This window comes from Arthrobacter sp. ISL-28 (assembly GCF_018613875.1).
Classification (GTDB): Bacteria; Actinomycetota; Actinomycetes; order Actinomycetales; family Micrococcaceae; genus Arthrobacter.
Window position 1 is genome coordinate 98903 of record NZ_JAGGPJ010000016.1, and the last position, 20804, is coordinate 119706.

Annotated in this window: 17 protein-coding genes and 1 pseudogene; 5 read left to right on the forward strand and 13 right to left on the reverse strand. The window is 65.5% G+C overall.

What is annotated here, in order from left to right; translation table 11 throughout:
* Window positions 1–74: 74 nt before the first annotated feature.
* On the reverse strand, window positions 75–803 hold the full coding sequence (locus tag J7E80_RS13450; RefSeq protein WP_311380832.1) for a GntR family transcriptional regulator: 729 nt from the start codon (window positions 801–803) through the stop codon (window positions 75–77).
* 226 nt (window positions 804–1029) lie between these two features.
* Between J7E80_RS13450 and J7E80_RS13455 the strand changes: the two genes are divergently transcribed.
* Window positions 1030–2367 carry an MFS transporter gene (locus tag J7E80_RS13455; protein WP_215052326.1) on the forward strand — a complete coding sequence of 446 codons (1338 nt, stop codon included), beginning with the start codon at window positions 1030–1032 and terminating at the stop codon, window positions 2365–2367.
* An 80-nt stretch (window positions 2368–2447) separates the two neighbouring features.
* Here the strand turns inward: J7E80_RS13455 and J7E80_RS13460 are convergent.
* From J7E80_RS13460 to J7E80_RS13470, 3 genes and pseudogenes are all read right to left on the reverse strand, one after another.
* Window positions 2448–2597: pseudogene (locus J7E80_RS13460) on the reverse strand (pyridoxamine 5'-phosphate oxidase family protein); the annotation flags it as partial.
* Window positions 2598–2711: 114 nt separating this feature from the next.
* Window positions 2712–4229: an APC family permease gene (locus tag J7E80_RS13465; RefSeq protein WP_215052328.1), complete on the reverse strand. Its 1518-nt coding sequence runs from the start codon at window positions 4227–4229 to the stop codon at window positions 2712–2714.
* Window positions 4230–4284: 55 nt separating this feature from the next.
* Entirely contained in the window at window positions 4285–5754 is a 1470-nt protein-coding gene (locus tag J7E80_RS13470) for an NAD(P)/FAD-dependent oxidoreductase (protein ID WP_251036845.1), read from the reverse strand.
* Window positions 5755–5898: 144 nt separating this feature from the next.
* Between J7E80_RS13470 and J7E80_RS13475 the strand changes: the two genes are divergently transcribed.
* Window positions 5899–6627 carry a TetR/AcrR family transcriptional regulator gene (locus tag J7E80_RS13475; RefSeq protein ID WP_251036846.1) on the forward strand — a complete coding sequence of 243 codons (729 nt, stop codon included), beginning with the start codon at window positions 5899–5901 and terminating at the stop codon, window positions 6625–6627.
* Window positions 6628–6652: 25 nt separating this feature from the next.
* Here the strand turns inward: J7E80_RS13475 and J7E80_RS13480 are convergent, their stop codons facing one another.
* The 4 genes from J7E80_RS13480 to J7E80_RS13495 all read right to left on the reverse strand — a co-directional run bounded on the left by J7E80_RS13480 (window position 6653) and on the right by J7E80_RS13495 (window position 11308).
* Window positions 6653–6931 (reverse strand): hypothetical protein, encoded by a 279-nt coding sequence (locus J7E80_RS13480; protein ID WP_215052330.1) that lies wholly within the window; start codon window positions 6929–6931, stop codon window positions 6653–6655.
* The gene (locus tag J7E80_RS13485) at window positions 6915–9653 is read right to left on the reverse strand and encodes an AMP-binding protein (RefSeq protein ID WP_215052332.1); all 2739 of its coding nucleotides are present in this window, start codon (window positions 9651–9653) and stop codon (window positions 6915–6917) included. The genes J7E80_RS13480 and J7E80_RS13485 overlap by 17 nt, the downstream gene beginning before the upstream one ends.
* 290 nt (window positions 9654–9943) lie before the next feature.
* Window positions 9944–10495: a hypothetical protein gene (locus J7E80_RS13490; RefSeq protein WP_215052334.1), complete on the reverse strand. Its 552-nt coding sequence runs from the start codon at window positions 10493–10495 to the stop codon at window positions 9944–9946.
* Window positions 10496–10741: 246 nt separating this feature from the next.
* On the reverse strand, window positions 10742–11308 hold the full coding sequence (locus J7E80_RS13495; RefSeq protein WP_215052336.1) for a hypothetical protein: 567 nt from the start codon (window positions 11306–11308) through the stop codon (window positions 10742–10744).
* Window positions 11309–11823: 515 nt separating this feature from the next.
* Between J7E80_RS13495 and J7E80_RS13500 the strand changes: the two genes are divergently transcribed.
* Window positions 11824–13278 (forward strand): sugar porter family MFS transporter, encoded by a 1455-nt coding sequence (locus J7E80_RS13500; RefSeq protein WP_215052338.1) that lies wholly within the window; start codon window positions 11824–11826, stop codon window positions 13276–13278.
* A 97-nt stretch (window positions 13279–13375) separates the two neighbouring features.
* Window positions 13376–14395, forward strand: coding sequence for a LacI family DNA-binding transcriptional regulator (locus J7E80_RS13505; RefSeq protein ID WP_215052340.1), 1020 nt, complete (start codon window positions 13376–13378; stop codon window positions 14393–14395).
* A gap of 73 nt (window positions 14396–14468) precedes the next feature.
* Here J7E80_RS13505 and J7E80_RS13510 read toward each other — a convergent pair whose 3' ends face one another.
* Window positions 14469–14810, reverse strand: coding sequence for a hypothetical protein (locus tag J7E80_RS13510; RefSeq protein ID WP_215052341.1), 342 nt, complete (start codon window positions 14808–14810; stop codon window positions 14469–14471).
* A 179-nt stretch (window positions 14811–14989) separates the two neighbouring features.
* On the opposite strand from J7E80_RS13510, the gene J7E80_RS13515 reads away from it, so the two are divergent.
* Window positions 14990–15778, forward strand: coding sequence for a putative hydro-lyase (locus J7E80_RS13515; protein WP_215052343.1), 789 nt, complete (start codon window positions 14990–14992; stop codon window positions 15776–15778).
* Between the two features lie 7 nt (window positions 15779–15785).
* On the opposite strand, the gene J7E80_RS13520 is transcribed toward J7E80_RS13515, so the two are convergent.
* The 4 genes from J7E80_RS13520 to J7E80_RS13535 are packed head-to-tail and all read right to left on the reverse strand — an operon-like array spanning window position 15786 to window position 20763.
* Entirely contained in the window at window positions 15786–16532 is a 747-nt protein-coding gene (locus J7E80_RS13520) for a GntR family transcriptional regulator (RefSeq protein ID WP_251036847.1), read from the reverse strand.
* 48 nt (window positions 16533–16580) lie between these two features.
* Complete coding sequence (locus J7E80_RS13525) at window positions 16581–18317, reverse strand: biotin carboxylase N-terminal domain-containing protein (protein WP_215052345.1); 1737 nt, start codon at window positions 18315–18317, stop codon at window positions 16581–16583.
* Window positions 18314–20008 carry a 5-oxoprolinase/urea amidolyase family protein gene (locus tag J7E80_RS13530; RefSeq protein WP_215052347.1) on the reverse strand — a complete coding sequence of 565 codons (1695 nt, stop codon included), beginning with the start codon at window positions 20006–20008 and terminating at the stop codon, window positions 18314–18316. Before J7E80_RS13530 ends, J7E80_RS13525 begins: the two co-directional genes overlap by 4 nt.
* Entirely contained in the window at window positions 20005–20763 is a 759-nt protein-coding gene (locus J7E80_RS13535; RefSeq protein WP_215052349.1) for a LamB/YcsF family protein, read from the reverse strand. The genes J7E80_RS13530 and J7E80_RS13535 overlap by 4 nt, the downstream gene beginning before the upstream one ends.
* Between the last annotated feature and the right edge of the window lie 41 nt (window positions 20764–20804).

The following is a 20804-nucleotide window of genomic DNA, read 5'->3' on the forward strand; positions in this document are numbered from 1 at the left end:
GGCTACCTCAAAGGTGTCGGGCTCCGGGCATGAAAAAGCCCCGGCGGCGGGCCGGGGCTTTTCTTGACTGACGCTTATCGGATAATCCGCTTCCGGGGCGGGCCGCTGTCCTCGAGCGGGGCCAGCTCGGCGTGCCCCTCAAAGGCCTGGGCGAAGCGGTCAAAGGAGTTGCGGATGTGGCTGGTCATGGCGGCCTCGGCCTGCTCCGGCTCACAGGCCTCGATGGCAGCCCGGACAGCCGAATGCTCGGCCACCGTGATGGCCCCGTCGACGTCGGCCGGGTACAGCCGGAAGGTATGGAGGTGGCAGTGGGTCTGGGCAAAGGCATGGCGCACCACCGGGTTCCCCGAGGCGGCCAGGACGGCGTCGTGGAAGCGGGTGTCGTGCGCCACCAGATCCTGGCGCAGGTCCTTGGTAACCTTCATGGTGTCCCGGAATCCGGCCAGCTCCTTCTCGAGGGCCGCGGCGGGATTGGCCAGCCGGTCCACGGCCGCGGCGCGCGCCGCCCAGGGCTCCACCAGCAGCCGGAACTCAAACAGCGAGCGCAGCCCCGCCAGGTCCAGCAGCGGGGTGGTGCTGTACCCGCGGCCGGGACTGTAAACCACGAGGTTGTCGCCCTCGAGGCGCTGCAGGACTTCCCGGACCGGGGTCTGGGACACGCCAAGGCTGCGGGCCACCGCATCGATGTTGATCCGCGCCCCAGGCGCAATTTCACCCTTCAGGATGGAGGCACGCATGGACGAATAGACGTCGGGGACGGCTGCCTTGCTGCGGGATGTATCGGACGGCTGACGTGGGGGCACGCGTTTACCTCTTGGTTCAGTACTGGCGGAAGTCGCTTCGGGAATCATAAGCCAAAGGCTGCCGCAGGTGACTCGCGGGACTTTTTTGACATAGGACTTGATCCAGATCACTTTATCTATATGATTAACCAGATTCCTATATGATTTTGGCGCCGACATCTTCGGCGTCTTTCCTCCCGCCGGTGCCCACAGCACCCGAAGCCATGTTCACGTCGAAGGAGACCGCATGACTGCGCTCGGAAGCAAGACCGCCACCAAGTCATCCCCCACACAACCCCGCATGATGACCCGGAAGCGCTGGGTCATCATCTGGCTCGCGTTCATCGGGCTCAGCATCAACTACCTTGACCGCTCCAGCCTGAGCGTCGCACTTCCCTTCATGGGCAAGGATTTTGAACTCACCGCCACCCAGCAGGGCCTGATCTTCGCCGCCTTCTTCTGGGCCTACGACTTCTGCCAGCTCGCGGCGGGCTGGTACGTGGATAAGGTTGGACCCCGCCGTTCATTCTCGCTGGCCGCCCTCTGGTGGTCCGTCTTCACGCTGGCGACCGCTGCCGCGACCAACTTCTGGTCACTCTTCGCCGCGAGGTTCCTTCTCGGCGTGGGCGAGAGCCCGGCGCCCAGCACCGCCGCAAAGGTCGTGGCAACCTGGTTCCCGATCCAGGAACGGGCCTTCGCCACCAGCATCTGGGACTCAGGCTCGCGCGTCGGCGCCGTGATCGCACTTCCGGTCGTCACCCTGATCGTGGCCCTCACGTCCTGGCACGCGGTCTTCATCATCATCGGCATTGCCGGCATCATTTGGGCCGCCGTGTGGTGGAAGGTGTACCGCAGCCCGCAGGAACACCGCGGCGCCAATGCCGCCGAGGTGACCTACATCGAGGAAGGCGGTGCCCGCGGTGAGGGCAGCGACGATGCCAATGCAGCTAAGCTGCCGTGGCGTTCACTCTTCAAATACCGCACCATCCTCAGCATGATGTTCGGCTTCTTCTGCCTGAACAGCGCGATCTACTTCTTCATCACCTTCTTCCCGAGCTACCTCGTCAAGGAACGCGGCTTCGACCTCCTCAAGCTCGGCATGTTCGGGGCGATCCCCGGCATCTGCGCAGTCCTTTTCGGCTGGCTCGGCGGGTACCTGGCTGACCGTGCAGTCCGGAACGGCATGTCTGTCACCAAGGTCCGCAAGACGGCCATCGCCGGTGGCCTGGCCGGCGGTTCCGTCATCATGTTCGCCGCGCTGGTTCCTGAAGCATGGATGGCCCTCGCCCTGTTGTCCGTGGCCTACTCAAGCCTCACCGTTGCCGCCACCGGCATCTGGTCACTGCCGGCCGATGTCGCGCCCAGCTCGCGGCATGTGGGCTCCATCGGCGGCCTGCAGAACTTTGCATCCAACCTCGCCGGCATCTTCACGCCGGTCCTGATCGGCGTGCTTGTGGACCAGACCGGATCTTTCGTGGCGCCGCTGGCCGTCATCGGCGCAATCTCGCTAGTCGGCGCCGCCAACTATCTGTTCGTCATGGGCAAGATCGAGCCGCTCAAGGTGAAAACTCCGGCAGTCGTCTGAGAGCAGCAACAACAGCAGCGCGGGGTCAGTTCGCGCCCTATCGGAGATCCGAAAAGGCGCAATCTGACCCCGCGTTGCTGTTATAACTCGACCGTCCCGCTTTCGCCGACGCTCATGTGGCTGTGGGTGACCTTGGATTTGACCCACTGCAGCACCGTGGCGGCGGTGCCACCGGGGCTCGTCCAGTACTCCGCGGAGTCAGAGTCGACATGCAGCAGGACCACCTCGGGGCCTCGCTCTGTTCAGTGTGCCCTGTTCGATACGGGAATGTTCCGCTCGCACCAGCCTATTGATAAGTGTGCTTACTTTCCACCCGGCCGGCGCCACTCGCGGCATCATTGGCTTCACCGGCCGGGTGCCAGCACCTGACCCCGGAAGAATTCCGGCCGGATCCTGGCCATCACCAGCATGATCACAAAGCCGAGCAGGACCACGCCCATGCCCAGGATGAACACCATGCCCACCCCGCCCACGGATGAGCCCGAGCCGTACTCCGGATCCATGGAGTCGAAGGCGGTCTTGACGAACATGACGAGCAGGATGACACCGCCCAGCAGTGGAGCGAGGAACGCCAGGAAAAACGCCCGGACGTTGCTGAAGGCCACGGCCCGGAAGAACCAGACGCAGGCCAGCGCCGTGATGCCGTAGTAGAAGCAGATCATCATGCCCAGCGCCGTGATCGTGTCCCAGAGGGCATTCTCCGAGGTGGTCCGCGTAATTACGTAGAACCCCGCGGCGGCAACGGCGGCAGCAATCGTGGCGTAGCTCGGGGACTTGAAGGCCGGGCTGACCCGGCCGAACTTGGTCGGCAGCGCCTTGTAGTGCCCCATGGCCAGCAGCGTCCGCGCCGGCGAGACGAACGTCGACTGCAGCGAGGCCGCCGAGCTGCTCAAAATGGCCAAGGACATCAGGATGGCGAACGGCCCCATGACAGGTCCGGCGAGGACGGCGAAGATGCTGGACTGATTCTCGGGGTTTCCGGCACCCAGTCCGGTCTCGCCCACGCCGGCGAAGGAGAGGGTGGCGAGCGCGGCAGTCATATAGATGGCCATGATCACCACGACCGTTACGGTTGCCGCGCGGCCCGGCGTCTTCTCCGGGTTGCGGGTCTCCTCGTTCATTGTCAGCGTCACGTCCCAGCCCCAGTAGATGAAGATCGAGAGCGAAACGCCGGCCGCAAAGGAGGAGAAGGAGTCCACGGCGAACGGGTTGAACCAGTCCGGGGCGATGGCGGTGGCATCGAAGGCGGAACCGTTGGCCACGTGCAGGAACGCGGACACGGCAAACCAGCCGAGCACCAGCACCTGGAAGCCAACAAGGACATACTGGACGCCCTTGGTGGTTTCCATGCCCCGGTAGGAAATCCAGCAGGCCAGGGCAATGAACACCAGGGTGGTGGCGATGTTCAGCGGCAGGTTGGCGGTCAGCTCCGCGAGTTCGGGGTTGCCGAAGAGCTGCGACAGCATCAGGTAAAAGAAATCCACGGCGACCGCGGCGAGGTTCGACAGCACAATGATCGTAGCCGCGATGAGCCCCCAGCCGCCCATCCACCCGATCCACGGACCAAAGGCGCGCGTTGCCCACGTGAAGGAGGTTCCGGCGTCGGGCATTGCATTGTTGAGTTCGCGGTATCCGAGCGCCACCAGCAGCATGGGGATGAACCCCACCAGGAAGATCGCCGGCAGGTGGACGCCCACCTCGGACACCGTAGGGCCGAGGGCCGCGGTGAGTGTGTACGCCGGGGCGATGCAGGACACCCCGATCACCACGGCGCCGATCAGCCCCACGGAACCGGCCTTCAGGCCCTTTTCACTGAGTGTTTTATGCGTTTCCTGAGTGGACGCGGCTTTGGTAGTACTCATGGGATTGCCTCTCCGGGAGTTCATTCGTCGTTGAATGGGTTAGGCGCCGGCATGGTCAGCCGACGCCGGCCGTGGCCCCGGCCAAATCGGCCCGGCCCGGCTCGGCGTCGGCAAGCTCGGCCTGGCCCAACGCTTGGGTACCGGCCGCTTCGGTTGCGCCTGCTGTTGCGGCGATGAGCGCGGCGGTCGCCTGGCCCATGCGGATGGCGCCGTCCACGTGCTGGTAGCCCTCGGCGGCAAGGTCGGAGGAGCACCAGTAGATGGGGCCTACCGGCGCGTGCTGGTCCTTGCCGTAGCGGTGCAGTCCCCCGAGGTCGTAGCTGGAGGCGTAGGCGCCGCGGGTCCACTCCTCTGAGCCCCAGTCGGACTCGTAGTAGACCTCCGGTTCCAGCGCCTTCTCCCCCAGGAAGCCGGCGATGGATTCCAGGACGGCTCGCCTGCGGTCTTCAGCACTCAGCTCGAAGATGGCGTCAGCCTTTTCGTCCGAGACGAAGCCCACGAGGGTGCCCCGGGTGTCGCCGTAGTTGGTATTGTCGTAGACCTCCTGGACGAGGGAACCGGCGCCGAACCCGGTGCCGGAGAGGCCGGCCTCGCGCCAGAACGGCGTGCTGTAGACGGCGTGGACCTTGACCACGAGGCCCAGCGACTGGTGCTGGTGCATCTGGTGCTGGCGGCGCGGAAGCGGCGGGGTGAAGGAGACACGCGAGTACAGGTTGGGCGGCACGGCCATGATCACGAAGCGTGCGTTCACGGTGGCCCGCTCGGAAACAGCGGTGACGTGGTGACTGCCATCGGTCTTTTCCTGCCAGCTGATGGCCCGCACGGGGCTGTTAAGGACGACGTCGTCCCCCACTTCCGCTGCCTGCAGCAGGGATACCTGTTGCATCCCGCCGACAACCCGCTTGTCCAGGATGAAGTCCTCGTCGGTGAGGTGGGTGAAGGACCCGGCGGACGCGGCCATGAGCACTGCCTGGAGTGCGGAGAAGGCGTGGGCGGGCTTGGTGAGCATGCCGCCGGCAATGAAGAGGCCGATGTTGTTGCAGGCTTCCTCGTCCTGGGAGTGCTGGCGGAGCCAGTGGTGGAAGGAAATGGTATCCAGCTCGCGGGCCTTCGGATGGGCCCACGGTTCGGTGGGGCCGATCTCGGCGGCCAGCGCGTCGAGGAGTCCGATGAGCTTGTCCATTTCCGCGCCGGTGCTGGCGCTGACAGGAAAGGAGTCACCCGTATAGCGGATGGGGGTGCCGTCTGAGCCGATGTAGACAGACTCGCCCTGCCGGTAACGGGAATAGGTCTTCAGCCCAAGTTCCTCGAGCAGGGCCAGCAAAACGGTCTGGTCCGGCGAGACCCACTGGCCGCCGATTTCCAGCATGGCACCGTCAACAGTGTCGGTCCAGGTGCGCCCGCCCACACGGTCGCGGGCCTCCAGCACGGCGACGGTGAGGCCGGCTTTCTTCAGTTCGCGGGCAGCAGTGAGCCCGGAGGGGCCGGCGCCCACGATCACGACGTCGCGGTCAAGATTCAGCATGATGTCCTCTCTCTGTGGTCGCCCGAGTGATGCGAACCACTAAATGAATGCTATTCATTTATGAGAGACTATAGCCGCTCTTCGGAAGTACCGGAAGAGGCTGATGGAATACTGTGTGAGAAACCGCCTCACGAAAGGCCAGCAATGCCGGCATCACCCGACGCCCCGGGAAGCGCATCCTTGGGAGGCACCGCCTTGGGAAGCACTCCCCGACGGGCGCCGAAAACCGAGAACGGGCGGCGTCGGGCGGGCCGCCCCGTGGGCGGGGTCCTGGACAAGGCCGGCATCACTGCCGGTGCGCTGCAGCTCATTGAAAAGAAGGGCTACGACGGCCTCACCATGGCCGCGCTGGCCCGCTTGCTGGATGTGGCGCCGTCGGCCCTGTATAACCATGTGAAATCCAAACGCGACGTGCTGCTCTTGGTGGAGGACCACCTTGCCGCCCTGGTGGACGTCTCGGCGTTCGGCATGGAGCCGTGGGAGGAGGCCGTGCGGAAGTGGGCGCGGAGCTACCGTGATGTGTTTTCGCGGCACACCCCGCTGATTCCTGTCATTGCCGTGCTCCCGGTAACGGATGCCCCGCAAACACTGGCGATGTACGAGGCCGTGAGCGCGGGGTTCCGGAAGGCCGGCTTCCCGGAGGAGCGGATTGTCTCGTCCATCGTGGCACTGGAATCATTCATTTTCGGCTCGGCCTACGACGTCACCGCACCGCCGGACATCTTCGATCCCGGCTCCATGGCAGAAGCGACGCCGAGTTTCACCGCCGCCGTGCGCAGCCTGGCGGAGCAGGGCCATGAACGTCCGGCGGATGTCGCGTTCAGCCTTGGGCTCGAGGCGCTGATTTCCGGACTCGGAGCGCTCCGGGGCTAGGGCCGTTCAGGTGTACAGCCGCCGTTCAGGAGTACAGTCCTGCAAGGAGTTCAATGACTTCCTTGCGTGCGGCGGGCGGGTCGGACTTGGACCACGCAGCGTAGACGGGGTGGCAACGATTCCAACCCTGATGAACTACGTTGGCCATGATCCGGTCCCCTGGTACGGCGGCCCGGATGTAAGTCCGGGGCTCCGGGTTGGTGTAGACCCAGGTTTTGCCCGAGGCTGGGGCATTTCCTTGAACCAGGGCTCCGCAACCGCCCGCTCCCTGGTCGCCGGGGACAAGTTCAGCGGCGGAACGCACGCACGCGCCAACTCCTCGAGCAACGCGTCGGTCCCGGAATGGTCGTCACGGGCATCTTGTCCTGCCCCAGCCAGGGCATCGAAGGCCCGCAGTGGAGGGGATTTTGGTCAGGCCATGCTGGACTGCAACATTCTGAAACACACCCAGCTCCATAACGGTCATTTTTGGAGTGTGGAGGCCGGTTCTGTGAACGGCTGTCCGGTGAGCGGAGCAACGACTTGATGTATCGTCCGGCCTTTTTGCTTGCTGCTGTGGCGGGCAGGCATCGGCACAGGCTCCAGTAAGCGATCCCGAGCACGAGGGAACCCTCCACAGCCAGGAACGGATTGATCGGAAGCAGTACGGGGTAGACCAGCCAGTGGGTGAGGTAGATGTACAGTGAAGCTGCGGCCAGCCAGCCGGTTACCCGGCGCAGCGCCGCGGGAACCGGCAGTGCCGGCACCCACACAAGAAGCAGGATGCCGCCGGCCACGACCGCCTCCCGCATCGTGTTGTGGAAGAAACCCGGCACGATCAGCAACGTGATGATTGAGACCGTCCAGCGCTGGAGGCCCGTGCGGGCGCGGGCGAGTGCCCAACCCAACGCGAAGAGCCAAAACACCGGCGCAGGCTTGGGCAGACCGGGGTCCACAATGTCGTAGCGGCTCAGCAGGGCGATGGCAACCAGGCCAAGGGCGAAGCAGAAGGGTGCACGTCGTTCACAGCGCTCGGCCCAAGGCACGGCCATGAGCGCTGTCACGGCCAGGAGGACGTACACGAGCATTTCCACGAACCAGAAGTGCCACTGGGTCGTCAGCTCCTCAGGCCCCAGCATGGCGTTGAGCAGGAAGATGTTGGCGATGGTGTAGTGGTCTGTGAGCAGGTAGGCGATCGCGATGAACGCCATGGAGGGCACTGCTATGCGTGCCACACCGCGGAGCTGGCGGCGCAGCCGTGGGGCTCTCTTGTCGGCAAGCTGGAACCGCGCGAAGTTGTAGCCCGCAACTACGAAGAGCAGGTGGGCGACTTGGAAGGTGATGAGTTCGACGTGCGTGGCCACAATGCACACAATGGCGGCCGCCCGGAGCACAATGGAAGTCTCCAGGAATGACACGAGGCGAAGCCGCTTGGGCCGCCGGCGCCGTTCCAGCTCCTTCACGGGTATGAGGTGCCAATCTGGTGGCAGCTGTCCCAGGGCCTGTTCCAGCCGCACGGAGACCCCCACATAGGACAGGGAATCGCCGTCCAGGGATACAAACGTGTCGTTGTCGCCGACATGGGAACATTCCAGGACCTCTGCGAAGATGCGCCGGATGTCGGCCGGGCCCTCCGTTGCAGGCGCGTCGGAGACCGCGGGAGCAGCGGCGGAATGAGACACGGCAAGCCTGAGGACCGCAGGGTAGTCCAGCTTGCCGGTGGCCAGGCGCGGGAGGGACTCGACAGCATGCACCGCGACGGCGGCGCGGGGCAACCCGACGGTGCCGGACAGGACCTTGGCGAGCATTCCGGCGTCGTGGTCGCCCTCGACGGCAACCACAAGGCCGTCATCGGAACCGGCGGCGGCCGCAGTGATCCCCATGTCGGCGAAGATCCGCTCTACCTGTCCGAGGTCCACGCGCAGGCCTACGATTTTTACGAACCGGCTGCGGCGTCCGACGACCTCGTACAGTCCGTTCGGGTGCCGGCGGGCGAGGTCACCAGTACGCAGTTCGTGGACTTCCCGGCCCAGCGCGAGGTCCTCCGGGCGCTCAGCATAGCCGAGCATAACGTTGGGGCCACTGTAGACCAGCTCCCCGTCAGTCAGGTCCTCCACAGGGTCTATACGGAAGGTCCCGCCCGGCACCGGCAGGCCGATGGTTTCAGGGTGGTCGGCGGCCAGATCCGGTGGCAGGTAGGCCATGCGTGCCGTTGCCTCCGTTGCCCCATACATGACGAACAGATCCCAGCCTCGGCGCTGCCCGGTCTCCGCCCAGCAACGGACTTTCTCCGGCGCCAGCCTCCCGCCCGCCTGGGTGACGTAGCGCAGGTGCGGCAGATCCGTCTCCACGAAACCCACCCGTTCCAGGAGGTCGAAGGTGTAGGGAACGGCAGCGAAGGAGGTCGCCTCCCGTTCCCGGAACAGATCCCAGAAACAGGGGTCCACCACCGAAAGGTCGGTGAGTACCAGCCCTGCCCCGCGGATCAGGTGGCTGTTCACCACCGACAGGCCGTAGCAATAGTGGAGGGGCAGCGTGGTGGCAGCGCGGTCGTCGGGTCCGATGTGCAGGTACTCGGCAATGGCCTCGGCGTTGGCGGTCAGGTTTGTGTGCGAGAGCCGCACCAGTTTCGGGGAGCCGGTCGAACCCGAGGTGCTCAAAAGCAGCGCCAGCTCGGGATGCAGCTTATGCCGGGACCCGGTACGCCGCTCCTCAAGCAGGGGCCCGCCGTCGCCGGGGCGCAGCAGCACGTCCGGATCGTAGGCGCCCACCAGGGACGCCAGGGCCTCGGGCTTGTCCGCCGGAGCCAGCAATAGCACATGGCCCGCAGAAAGGGCCGCGAGATAACCGACGAGCGAGTCCACGTCGTTGCGCGCCGCCAGCACCACCAGCCGGCGCCCGGTCCCCAGGCGGGCGGCAAGGTCGTCGACGCGCAAGGCAAGCTCCCGGTACGTCAGGACTCCATCTGAGGTGAGTACTGCTGGGCGGTCGCCGTAGCGGGCGAGTTCGGCGAAGGCGACCCGGGCGAGATCGGGCTGCGCTGTCAACGCGTCACCCGGGCGGTGTTTGTGGGCATGGGAACTGGCCTAACTTTTACTGACAGGGCTGGCGCTCTGCTTGATCGGAACGGGCAAAGGTTGCTGCAAGGAGCTGCCCGGGGGTGGAGACGTAACCGCATGGTCGCCCAGCAGCAGTGTGGGCGTGGTGCCCGCCGTCAAGGAACCGGAGTCGGTAGCTGCTTCCGCTGAATCCCTGTGGTGGCAGGGATCTGCGCAGATGGCATCGGAGCTCGCAAGTGGCAAAGTCGTGACCTGCCACCGTTCCCTTCCGGCGCCGCTCAAGCACCGGCCCAGCGACGCAGCGTGCTGTTGAAGAGGCCGACGAGCACAGCTGTCCACCAGCAGGCCTGGGAAACAGTGAGTGCAACCATGAGCCGAAGACGCAGTCTGCGTGTCAGCTCGGTGAAGCGCGTGCGGGGCGGGAGCGCAAGCAGCCGGTGCATGGCCGGTGCGATGCTGAGGCCGTTCAGCATCAGTATCAGGACGGAAGCGAGTTTGACCACAGTGACCAGGCTGGTCAGATCGGGATCGATCAGTGCACCGGAAACCAGCAGCAGGGCCAGGCCGCCCCAGATCAGCGGCTTAGCAGCGGCCTCAAGCTTCCCGGACGCGTGCATCTCCACCTTGCCCAGCAGCCACAGCAATCCCAGCCAGTCGACCACGAGGATGGTGCCAAAGGACAGCACCAGAGCCAGGATATGAACGGCAAGCCCGATCCGGTGGAGTTCAGGCCCGCAGTCCACATAATGCCCCACGAGCACCGAAGCCAGCCATCCCGCCGTGCACAGTATCCCGAGCAAGGCCAGCCGTTGCCTCTGGCGGGGCGTCATCGAGGCAGGCGGGCAGGCCGACTCTGCCTGTGGCCGGGCCGGTGCCACGCCCATCATCGCGGGGACCTGTCAGCTTCATGCTGCCCCAGCGGGATGACTGGTGATGCGAAGGCGGCACGGCAGCGGCTGTTCACCGACCCGGGCGGTGTGGCACAAGTGCAAATGGCCGCTGGCATGCGGCGCTGAGCACTGAAGCGCGAAGATGGCGTGGAAGGAGTCATCATGATCCTCGAGGAAGTTAGGCCTTTATTCCTTGGTCAGCTCGACGTCTTTGAACTCGACCGTCGTGCCTTTAGCCAGGGCGGGTGTTTCGGACTCCTCGCCGTGGCGATTGAACGCCGGGACACCGAGGGTGGCGCGCAGAGTGTAGGTCCCGGCCTCGGGCACCGAGAAGTTGTTGGCGTAGTGGTAGAAGGTCGAGTAGTAGAAGTTCAGCTCCAGCTCTTGCACGACCTTGTCCTGAGCGTCGAGCACCTCGAGCGTGATCGGCACGTTAGGGACAATCCGGCCGGTCGAGGTCTCGGTCGGAATGATCTCGATGTGATGGGTTTCGCCCGCCTTCGGCGCACGGAAATGGGCGCCGTGCTTGTCGAACCATGGTTCGGCGGCCTCAGTGATCAGGTTGACGGTCCATTCCCCGGACTCGACTGTTTTGCCCTTTTCTGCAATCTCATCGGCAAGCACTTCGTACTGTTTCTGAACGCCGGCCGGAACGGCAAACGCATCATCCTTTGCGGTGGCCTGACCGCCACATCCGGTGAGTGCAGCGAGGGCAAGAGGTGCGGCCAGGAAGGCCAGGGTGGCACGGAGCATCGTAAATCCTTAGTTAGCGGTGTTGGGGAGAGGAACTGCAGTGTTGCGGACAGCCTAAGAGATGGGTGCGACTGCGCTGTCGCGTCCAAAGGCGCCGCCGCCCCGGTACGAACTGTCACCGGGCCGGTCACTTTTGAGGGGCCCGGCCACGGGACGTTGACCGTTATGGGTCTCCCGGAGGCCCGTAAAGGTCGCGGTCATGCAGCAGTGCACCTCGACTCGGAGAGCCAAGGTTAGGCTCACCTAAATGGGAAGATTACCCAGAAACGCGAATTATGCAAACTTTCCATGCGCTAATTACCCGCACGTTACGCCCAAGCCGCCCTGCCCACCCGAGTTCGGCATTCCGAAGGGGGCGTCTGGGGAGCTTAAATCTTTGACCATATGTCAGTACATAGTCTTGACGATCGCTATTAGAGCGCTCTAATCTGGTCTGTACGTGACCTGCACCACCAATTCCCCTGTCCCTTTCCGATGGCCCCAGCAGTTTGGCCGACCGAACCAAGGATTCAACAATGTCGTTGCAAGCAGCACGCCAGCCCGCATCGGGCTCCAAACACCGCGGCTATCTCGCCCGTCTTACCGTCATCTCCACACTCGGCGGACTTTTGTTCGGCTACGACACCGGGGTAATCTCCGGTGCCCTGCTCTATATGCAGGACTCGCTGAACATGAGCCCCGTTGAGGAAGCGACAGTGGTCAGCGCCCTTCTGTTCCCCGGCGCCGCCGTCGGCGCTCTGAGCGGAGGACGGCTCGCCGATACACTCGGACGCCGCGGCACTCTCCTTGTCTGCGCGCTGCTCTTCCTGGTTGGCGCCCTCGGCTGCGCCATCGCGCCCAATGTCGGCTTTATGGTCGTCGCCCGCGTGGTCCTCGGCCTGGGCGTGGGCGCCGCCGCAGTGACCTGCCCCCTGTACCTGGCGGAAATGGCGCCGGCGCACCTTCGCGGCCGCATGGTCACGATCAACGAGCTGATGATCGTCACAGGACAGATGCTCGCCTTTGCCATCAACGCGCTGCTCGACACCCTCATTCACGATACGAACGTGTGGCGCATCATGCTGGGCGTGGCCTCCGTCCCCGCCATAGCCCTCCTGATCGGCATGCTCGCGCTGCCAGAATCCCCACGCTGGTTCGCGATCCGCGACCGCTTTGCAGATAGCCGCCGCATCCTGGACTTCAGCCGCAGCCCGGAAGAAGCCGACTTTGAGTACGAGGAAATCGTGGCATCGGCCAAGACCGCCCGAGAGGAACGCTCCCATGCGTGGAGGGACCTGAAAAACAACCCCTGGATGCGCAAGCTGCTCTGGATAGGCATCGGACTCGCCGTGGTCCAGCAGGCAACCGGCATCAACACCGTCAACTACTACGCGCCCAGCATCCTCGAACGCAGCGGGCTCGGCGTGAGCGCATCCCTCGTGGCCACCATTGCCGTGGGTGTGACCTCCGTGCTCATGACCGTCGTGGGCATCTGGCTGCTTGGTTTCATCGGACGCCGCCGGATGCTCATGATCGGCTTCTCCGGAGTCGTCGCCTCCCAGGCGCTCCTCGCCGTCGTCTTCATGCTTCCCCAGTCGGACGCGGTCAGTTACACGATCCTGGCCGCGATGATGCTCTTTGTCGCCTTCGTGCAGTGCTTCATCGGGACCTGCGTCTGGCTGCTCCTTTCGGAGATCTTCCCGATGGCCATCCGTGGCTTCGCCATGGGCATCGCAGTCTTCGCCCTGTGGACCGTGAACGCGGCAATCTCCTTCCTGTTCCCGATCCTCGTTGTCTCGTTGGGGTCGACCGGAACCTTCGCCGTGTTTGTGCTGGTCAACATCGCCTCCCTGGCCTTCGTCGCAAAGTTTGTGCCGGAGACGAAGGGGCAGTCGCTGGAGGAACTTGAGGTGCACTTCCGTACCGGCGCCCTGCCCATCATCGTGCCCCGGCCGGCCGCGGGCGAGACGGTGGAGCCCGCCCGCCAGTAGCCGGGCCTGCTTCACGTACCGCGGAAGGGACGACGGCGGAAGGCCGCCCCTTCCGCGATACGCTTGCCCGCAGGTAATGGCCGATGTGGGGAGTGCATTGAAGCAGCAGGGACCGGGGAAGCGCCCGACCATTGTTGATGTGGCGCGGGAAGCAGGCGTCTCCCGTGCGCTGGTCTCCCTTGTCCTGCAAGGCTCCCCCAAGGTCAGCGACCAGAAGAAACAGGCAGTGGCAGAAGCCATGGCCGCACTCGACTACAGGCCCAGCAACGCGGCACGGTCGCTTGCCAGCGGGCGGACACGCATCGTGGGAGTGCTGCTTGATGACCTGGCGAACCCGTGGTTCGTGGAGCTGCTCGACGGGCTGCAGACCATATTCCGCGAAGAAAATCTGCGCATGGTCCTCGGCGACCCCCGGTACCTCGCCCGGCCCGGCGAAAGCCCGGTGTCCCCGTTCATGGAACTGCGCGTCGACGGCATCGTCATCGCCGGAGACATCCAGCTCGACGAAGACTTGGCGCGCGCCGCAACGCATACTCCGGCAGTGGTGGTTGGAACCCGCGGATTCGACCTCCCGGCCTCGGACCTCATCACCAACGATGATGCAACCGGCGCACGCCTGGCAGTCGAACACCTCATCGACCTCGGACACCGCGACATCGCCTACCTCAGCGCGCCCACCGGGTCGGCCGCCCTGCGCGCCCAATCATATGCGGACACCATGGCCCGCCACGGCCTCCAGGATTACATCCGCGTGGCGACCACCGACCTGACCGAGCACTCGGGCTTCGAGGCCATGAACGGGCTCCTCGACAGCGGGCGGCCGCCCACCGCCGTCTTCGCCGCGAACGACATCCTCGCGGTCGGGGCGCTGTCCGCTGCTGACGAGCGGGCCGTCAACGTTCCGGACCAGGTCTCACTCGTCGGATACGACAACACCTATCTCGCCGGCATCCGGCACCTTTCACTGACTACGGTTGACCCTGTCAGCCGGGAAGTCGGCATCCGCGCCGCCGAACTGCTGGTCGAGCGCATGGCCGACGCCTCACTGCCGCGACGCTCCGAAATGCTGCCCCCTCGGCTCATCGTCCGCAACAGCACCGCAGCGCCGCGTTCTTAACAGGCGCCGGGTTCTTACCAAGTACGTGAAGACAAGCGAAAGGGGACCGGATCGCTCCGGTCCCCTTGTGTGGCTAGGACGGGTTGCAGAACTTGCTGTACGTCTGGCCCGCGTTCTGGTAGTCGGCCTTCAGGCCCTCGAGTTTTGTGGAGTCTGGGTGCTCTTTCACGGACTCATCCGCGTAGTTCAGGATTGCCTGCAGTGCAGGCTTCAGGTCGTCGGAGGATACTGCCTCGATGGGACGGATGGCGTTGGCAAGCTTGGTCATTCCGGTCTTGCCCATGCTGCCCGTGGGGCTCGAAACAACCACGTTGATCCGATCACAGGTTTCTGCCGTGGTCAGCTTCGGCGAGGCGCAGGCCGAAGCGGAGGCAAGGAGCCCGGCAGCGAGCAAGGCAGTGGTGAGTTTCTTCATGCCTTCCAAAATAGCCGATGGCAGCTGAATATGAGCACATGCAGCCATTCCCGTGACTCACCGGGCTACATCATCCAGCTTATTGTTGAACAATATCTTGCACGGATTGTTCAACAGTCTGTAAAGTGATCCATGACACCCCTTTGTGACGCCAATCCCCCACTCCCCTGGATGGACTCATGGAAACGAATCCCGCAACACTCTCGCCGGCCGAGGCACGCGCGCTGTTCCGCGCCGGGCTCGTGACGCCAACCTCCGGGTGGAGCGCCGGCTATGCCCAAGCGAACCTGATCATAGTGCCCAAAGCGCAGGCGTTCGACGTCCTGCTGTTTGCGCAGCGGAACCCGAAGCCGTGCCCCATCCTCGGAGTGCTCGACGCCGGTGAAACCACCGGCGCCCTGCTCGCCGGCGGCGACGTGCGCACCGATGTGCCCAGGTACGTCATTTACGAAAACGGAGTGAAGGTGGACGAACCAACCGACATCAGCCGCTACTGGCGCGATGATCTGGTGACATTCATCGTGGGCTGCAGCTTCACGTTCGAAGCCGCACTGCAGGAGAACGGCATCAGGGTCGCGCACATCGACCAGGGAGTGAACGTGCCGATGTACAGCACCTCGGTGCGCTGCGAACCGGCAGGCGCCATGGCCGGGCCCCTCGTCGTCTCCATGCGCCCCATTCCCGCGTCACAGGTGGCCGACGCTGTCCGCGTCACCTCCCGGTACCCGGCCGTGCACGGCGCCCCCGTGCATATAGGGAACCCGGCGGAACTGGGGATTCCGGATCTGTCCCGGCCCGACTTCGGCGACCCGGTCGACATCCCGGCCGGCCACATCCCCGTGTTCTGGGCGTGCGGCGTCACTCCGCAGGCCGCCGTCATGGAGTCCCGCCCCGCGCTGGCCATCGGACATGCCCCGGGACACATGCTCATCACTGATGCCAGGGACAGCTCGTACCTGGTGCCGTAAGAAGCGCCTACGTCGCGCCGACTCCGGGCCCGGCGGGAACGGCGGGCTTTGTGTGCCCGGCAGGCTCGGCGGGAATGGCGCCAATGTGCACCAGTAGTTCGTGCTCAGCCTCGTCAAGGTACCGGCGAAGCTCGGCGGCCGCCTCCTCGCGCTTCCCGGCCCGGATCTGCGCCACCAATGCTATGTTCCGGTCCACGTAATGGCTGTGGAAGTCCGGTGTGGTGGCCATGGCATGGAACACCAGGCGCATTTCGGCCAGGACCTTTTCCATCAGCTCCTGCAGTGAGGCACTCCCGGAGAGGGCCACCAGAGCCTTGTGCAACTCCTGGTTGGCATCCGCCATGCCCTGCACCGACCCGGCGGCCTTCGCCTCCCGAGCCTTGGCGATGATGGCATCGAAGCTGTCCAGCGTCTCGGCGGAGGCCTCACCCCACAGGACGGCGGCGGGCTCGATCAGCCGCCGCACGCGGTAAATTTCCCGGACGTCCTCGGCACCGGGTGCGGCAACATAAACGCCCCGGTTCGGGATGCGCTGCACCACGGACTCGCCCGCAAGGACCGTAAAGGCCTCGCGCAGGGTGTTCCGGGAGACGCCAAGCGCTTCCGACAGCTTCTGCTCGGACAGCTTGGTCCCCGGCGGCAGTTGCCCGGCGGAGATGCGCGAACGCAGCACTCCTGCAACCCAGGCGCCTGTGTGGGCGTGGGTGGCGTGGCCGCCCTCGGCGAATCCTTGGAGTGCAGCGTTCATCGGCATCGTTCCAATCTATCTAAAGATTGCCCCTTCTACCCGATGCTCGCCGGCCTAGCCGATGCTCGCCAAGACCTCTCCACGTCCGACGGCGGTTCCCGGCTCCTGCTGGCCCCGCGTCAGCGTGCCGCTACGGTGGGCGGGCACGACGGTTTCCATCTTCATCGCCTCGAGCACGGCGATGGGCTGTCCGGCCTTTACGGTGTCACCGGACTCGGCGAGCCACTTCACGAGTGAGCCGGACATCGGCGAGGCGAGGTCGGCGTCGTCCTCTTCTTCTGCATCAGTCAGGTGGTGACCGGCGGATCCTCCCCCGCCGCTCATCAGGGCTTCATAAAGCCGGGCGGGAAGACCCAGCTGCACGGCCTTGCCGTCCAGTTCCACCGTGAAGGTGTTCCGGGCGGCACCCGGTGCGCTGCGCGCAATTTCCGGCGACGCGGCAAGGGGTTCGGCAAACTCATTCTCAATCCACGTGGTGTGGACGCCCAGCCCGCCCTCCGCTGTGAACGCCGGGTGGCGGATCACGGCACGGTGGAACGGCAGGACAGTGGGCAGCCCCTGGATCCGCATCTCGTCCAGCGCGGCCCTGGCCCGGCGGAGGGCCTGCGGCCTGTCCTCGCCGTGGACGATCAGCTTGGCCAGCAGGGAGTCGTACTCGCCCGGTACCACGGACCCGGAACGGACGCCGGAGTCAACGCGGATGCCGGGGCCGGTGGGGGCTTCAAAGACTTCGACGGTGCCGGGCCCGGGGAGGAAGCCCCGCGCGGGGTCCTCGGCGTTGAGCCGGAACTCGATGGCGTGGCCCCTGGGTTCAGGGTCCGAGGTCAGCGTCAGAACTTCCCCGGAAGCAATCCGGAACTGCTCACGGACCAGGTCCACTCCGGACGTCTCTTCCGTCACGGGATGCTCCACCTGCAGGCGGGTGTTGACCTCCAGGAAGGAGATGATCCCGTCCTTGCCCACGAGGAACTCGACCGTCCCGGCCCCGTGGTAGTCGGCCTCCCGGCAGATGGCTTTGGCCGACTCGTGGATCAGGGAGCGCTGCGCCGGCGTGAGGAACGGAGCCGGTGCTTCCTCGACGAGCTTTTGGTTGCGGCGCTGCAGCGAGCAGTCCCGGGTGCCGAGAACCACCACGTTGCCATGGGTGTCGGCAATAACCTGGGCCTCCACGTGCCGCGGCTGGTCCAGGAATCGTTCCACGAAGCACTCACCGCGGCCAAACGCCACCGTGGACTCTCGAACGGCCGACTCGAACGCGTCTTCCACGTCCTCGAGCCGCCGGGCCACTTTCAGTCCCCGGCCGCCTCCGCCGAAAGCGGCCTTGATGGCCACGGGCATGCCGTATTCCCGGGCGAACGCCAGCACTTCCTCGGCGTTTGCCACTGGACCATCGGAGCCCGGCACCAGCGGGGCTCCGGCGCGGACGGCGATGTCCCGCGCTGTCACCTTGTTGCCCAGATCCCGGATGGACTGCGCGGAAGGGCCGATCCAGGTCAGGCCGGCGTCAATCACGGCCTCGGCAAAGTCGGCGTTCTCGGAGAGGAATCCGTAGCCGGGGTGGACGGCGTCGGCACCGGCACGGCGGGCCACCTCGAGCAGCTTGGCGATGTCGAGATAGGTCTCGCCCCCGGACGTTCCGCCCAGTGCGTAGGCCTCGTCCGCGATCCGGACATGCTGGGCGTCAGCGTCGGGGTCGGAGTACACGGCCACGGACTGCAGCCCTGCGTCGGAGCACGCGCGGGCGATGCGCACCGCGATCTCGCCGCGATTGGCAATCAGGACTTTTTTCATGGCTGGGTTCCTTCGGAAACGGTGCCGCTCACGGCTGACACTCGGGGACTGTAACGATCAAGAGGGTTCAGGGTTTCGGGATCCACGATGGAGAACCGCACGCGGTGTCCTGGGGGCAGTTGCGCCGCGTCCGGAAGGTCCTCAGGCACGACGACGGCGATCACCGGATAGCCACCCGTCACCGGGTGGTCGGCCAGGAACAGGACCGGATGCCCGTTCGGCGGCACCTGCAAGGCGCCCGCAACGGCGCCCTCGCTGGGCAACTCGCCCTCGCGGCTGCGCTCCAGAGGCCGGCCCGCCTCACTAGAACTGCTGTCCGCAGGCGCGAGGCGCACACCGATCCGGTTGGACTGTTCTGTGACCAGCCAGTCCTGGCTGGTCAGGACGTTAAGGGCCTCCGGGGGGAACCAGTCGTCGCGGGGGCCCAGCGTCACGCGAAACACGGCGGCCGACGGTCCGCTGTTGAGTGTGGCTGCCTCAGGGACACCTACCGGCCTGACTCCGGCCACCCGGGCCACTGGCAGGAAGGTTCCGGCGGTCAGCGGGGCAGGCCCTATTCCCGACATTGAATCGCTGGAACGGCTGCCGAGCACCGGAGGCACGTCCACGCCGCCACGCACCGCGAGATAACTCCGCAGCCCTGCGGACGGGGACCCCACACTCAGGATTTCACCGTCGAGCAGGGCAAAGGGGGCGCACATGGCTGGCCGCCGCAGGAGCGCCTGGGCGGAATCGCGGATCTCGAGTCCGGCCGGCGCGCCGGCCACGGCCATCACCTGGTCTCCGCGGGCGGACACGGCCAACCCGCCCAGAAGGTTTTCGACGACGGCGGCACCTGGCTCATTTCCCACGAGCCGATTGGCCTGACGCGCCGACCTCTGGTCAGCAGCTCCGGATGAGGAAACACCAAGGTCACCGAAGCCGGGCCTCCCGAGATCCTGCACGAGGGACTGAAGCCCTGCAGCCACGACGGCCAGCCCGGATGCGCCGGCTGCGTCGGCGGGGTGGGCGGCGCCGGGGGCGTGCTCTGTGGGGGTCTGTCCTCTGGTGCTGCTGTTCCGGAGCGAAAGCGATTCCCGCACGGCGACGTAGCGGACATTGTCCCCTGGGCGAACCAAGGCAGGAGATTCCCGCTCGAGATCCCACATGACGGCAGCAGTCCGTCCGATGAGTTGCCAGCCGCCCGGCGACTGCCGGGGGTAAACGGCGGAAAATGCCCCGCCCAGGGCCACCGATCCGGCGGGTACAACGGTCCGGGGAGAGCTGCGGCGAGGAACGTCCAGTGAGTCGTTTTCACCCACCATGTATGTGAAGCCTGGGGCAAAACCGCCGAACGCCCCGGTCCACAACTGCCCTGTGTGCGCCGCAACGACGCCGTCGGCACCCAACCCGGACAGCCTGCCCACCTCTGCGAGATCCTCGCCGTCGTACATCACCTCAATGGTGACTTCACGGCCGGCGGCCTCTTGCCGCACGTCAACGTCGAGGTGCGGGATTGTCTCGCGGGCGCTTCTGGTGTGGGCTCGAGAGGCGAACTTCACCAGCACGGTGGCGGCTGCAGCAACGGCGTCGAGCTGTCCCGGAAGGGGCTCGGCCTGCAGCCGGTGATGCAGGGCCAGCACGGAGGCGAGGTCGGTCAGCTCAACGAGCACAGCGCGGGGCCCGGCCCAGCGGATGCCGGTGATGCTCATGCAAAGCTCCGCACGGTTACTCCGGCGCTTTCGAGTCCGGCCCGGACGGCGGCCGCCATGGCCACAGACCCTGCAGTGTCGCCGTGCACGCAGATGCTGTCTGCCCGGACGTCCAGTACTGAACCGTCGCGGGCGACGATTTTGCGCTCGGTGGCCAGCCGGACCATGTTCTCGGTGATGGCCGCATGGTCGTGCAGCACGGCACCTTCCTCGCGGCGGGACACGAGCGTGCCGTCGGGATTGTAGGCGCGGTCCGCGAACGCTTCGGAGAGGCCGCGGAGGCCGCGTGCCTCAGCTTTTTGCAGGGCCAGAGAGCCCGGCAGGAGCAGCAGGGGAAATCCGGGGCTGAAGGCGTGCACTGCGTCCACCACAGCCTGCGCGTGGACCTCGTGGTGCACGATGGCGTTGTAGAGCGCGCCATGGGGCTTGACGTATTTGATCTCGGAACCGGCAACGTGGGCCAGGGCCTGCAGGGCGCCGAGCTGGTACAGAATGTCGTCCGCCAGTTCCGTTGCGGAGCAGTCCAGAAAGCGACGGCCGAAACCGGCGAGATCCCGGTAGCCCACGTGTGCGCCTATGGTCACGCCGGCGGCCACCGCGTCGCGGCACGTCCGGGCAATCGTGCTGGGATCGCCGGCGTGGAAGCCGCACGCCACGTTGGCACTGGAGACGTACCGGAACACTGCTGCGTCGTCGCCCATGGTCCAGTTGCCGAAGGATTCTCCGACGTCGCTGTTCAGATCGATGAAAGGCATGTGACCCTCGTCTCAGGTTGGATTCTTCAACCATCATGCCT

Excerpts from the sequence above, each read along its gene's own strand:
- J7E80_RS13465 (WP_215052328.1), bottom strand. The coding sequence starts at position 4,229 with ATGAGTACTACCAAAGCCGCGTCCACTCAGGAAACGCATAAAACACTC.
- J7E80_RS13490 (WP_215052334.1), bottom strand. The coding sequence starts at position 10,495 with ATGACGCCCCGCCAGAGGCAACGGCTGGCCTTGCTCGGGATACTGTGC.
- J7E80_RS13525 (WP_215052345.1), bottom strand. The coding sequence starts at position 18,317 with ATGAAAAAAGTCCTGATTGCCAATCGCGGCGAGATCGCGGTGCGCATC.
- J7E80_RS13510 (WP_215052341.1), bottom strand. The coding sequence starts at position 14,810 with ATGAAGAAACTCACCACTGCCTTGCTCGCTGCCGGGCTCCTTGCCTCC.
- J7E80_RS13515 (WP_215052343.1), top strand. The coding sequence starts at position 14,990 with ATGGAAACGAATCCCGCAACACTCTCGCCGGCCGAGGCACGCGCGCTG.
- J7E80_RS13530 (WP_215052347.1), bottom strand. The coding sequence starts at position 20,008 with ATGAGCATCACCGGCATCCGCTGGGCCGGGCCCCGCGCTGTGCTCGTT.
- J7E80_RS13475 (WP_251036846.1), top strand. The coding sequence starts at position 5,899 with ATGCCGGCATCACCCGACGCCCCGGGAAGCGCATCCTTGGGAGGCACC.
- J7E80_RS13500 (WP_215052338.1), top strand. The coding sequence starts at position 11,824 with ATGTCGTTGCAAGCAGCACGCCAGCCCGCATCGGGCTCCAAACACCGC.
- J7E80_RS13455 (WP_215052326.1), top strand. The coding sequence starts at position 1,030 with ATGACTGCGCTCGGAAGCAAGACCGCCACCAAGTCATCCCCCACACAA.
- J7E80_RS13520 (WP_251036847.1), bottom strand. The coding sequence starts at position 16,532 with ATGCCGATGAACGCTGCACTCCAAGGATTCGCCGAGGGCGGCCACGCC.
- J7E80_RS13535 (WP_215052349.1), bottom strand. The coding sequence starts at position 20,763 with ATGCCTTTCATCGATCTGAACAGCGACGTCGGAGAATCCTTCGGCAAC.
- J7E80_RS13495 (WP_215052336.1), bottom strand. The coding sequence starts at position 11,308 with ATGCTCCGTGCCACCCTGGCCTTCCTGGCCGCACCTCTTGCCCTCGCT.
- J7E80_RS13470 (WP_251036845.1), bottom strand. The coding sequence starts at position 5,754 with ATGCTGAATCTTGACCGCGACGTCGTGATCGTGGGCGCCGGCCCCTCC.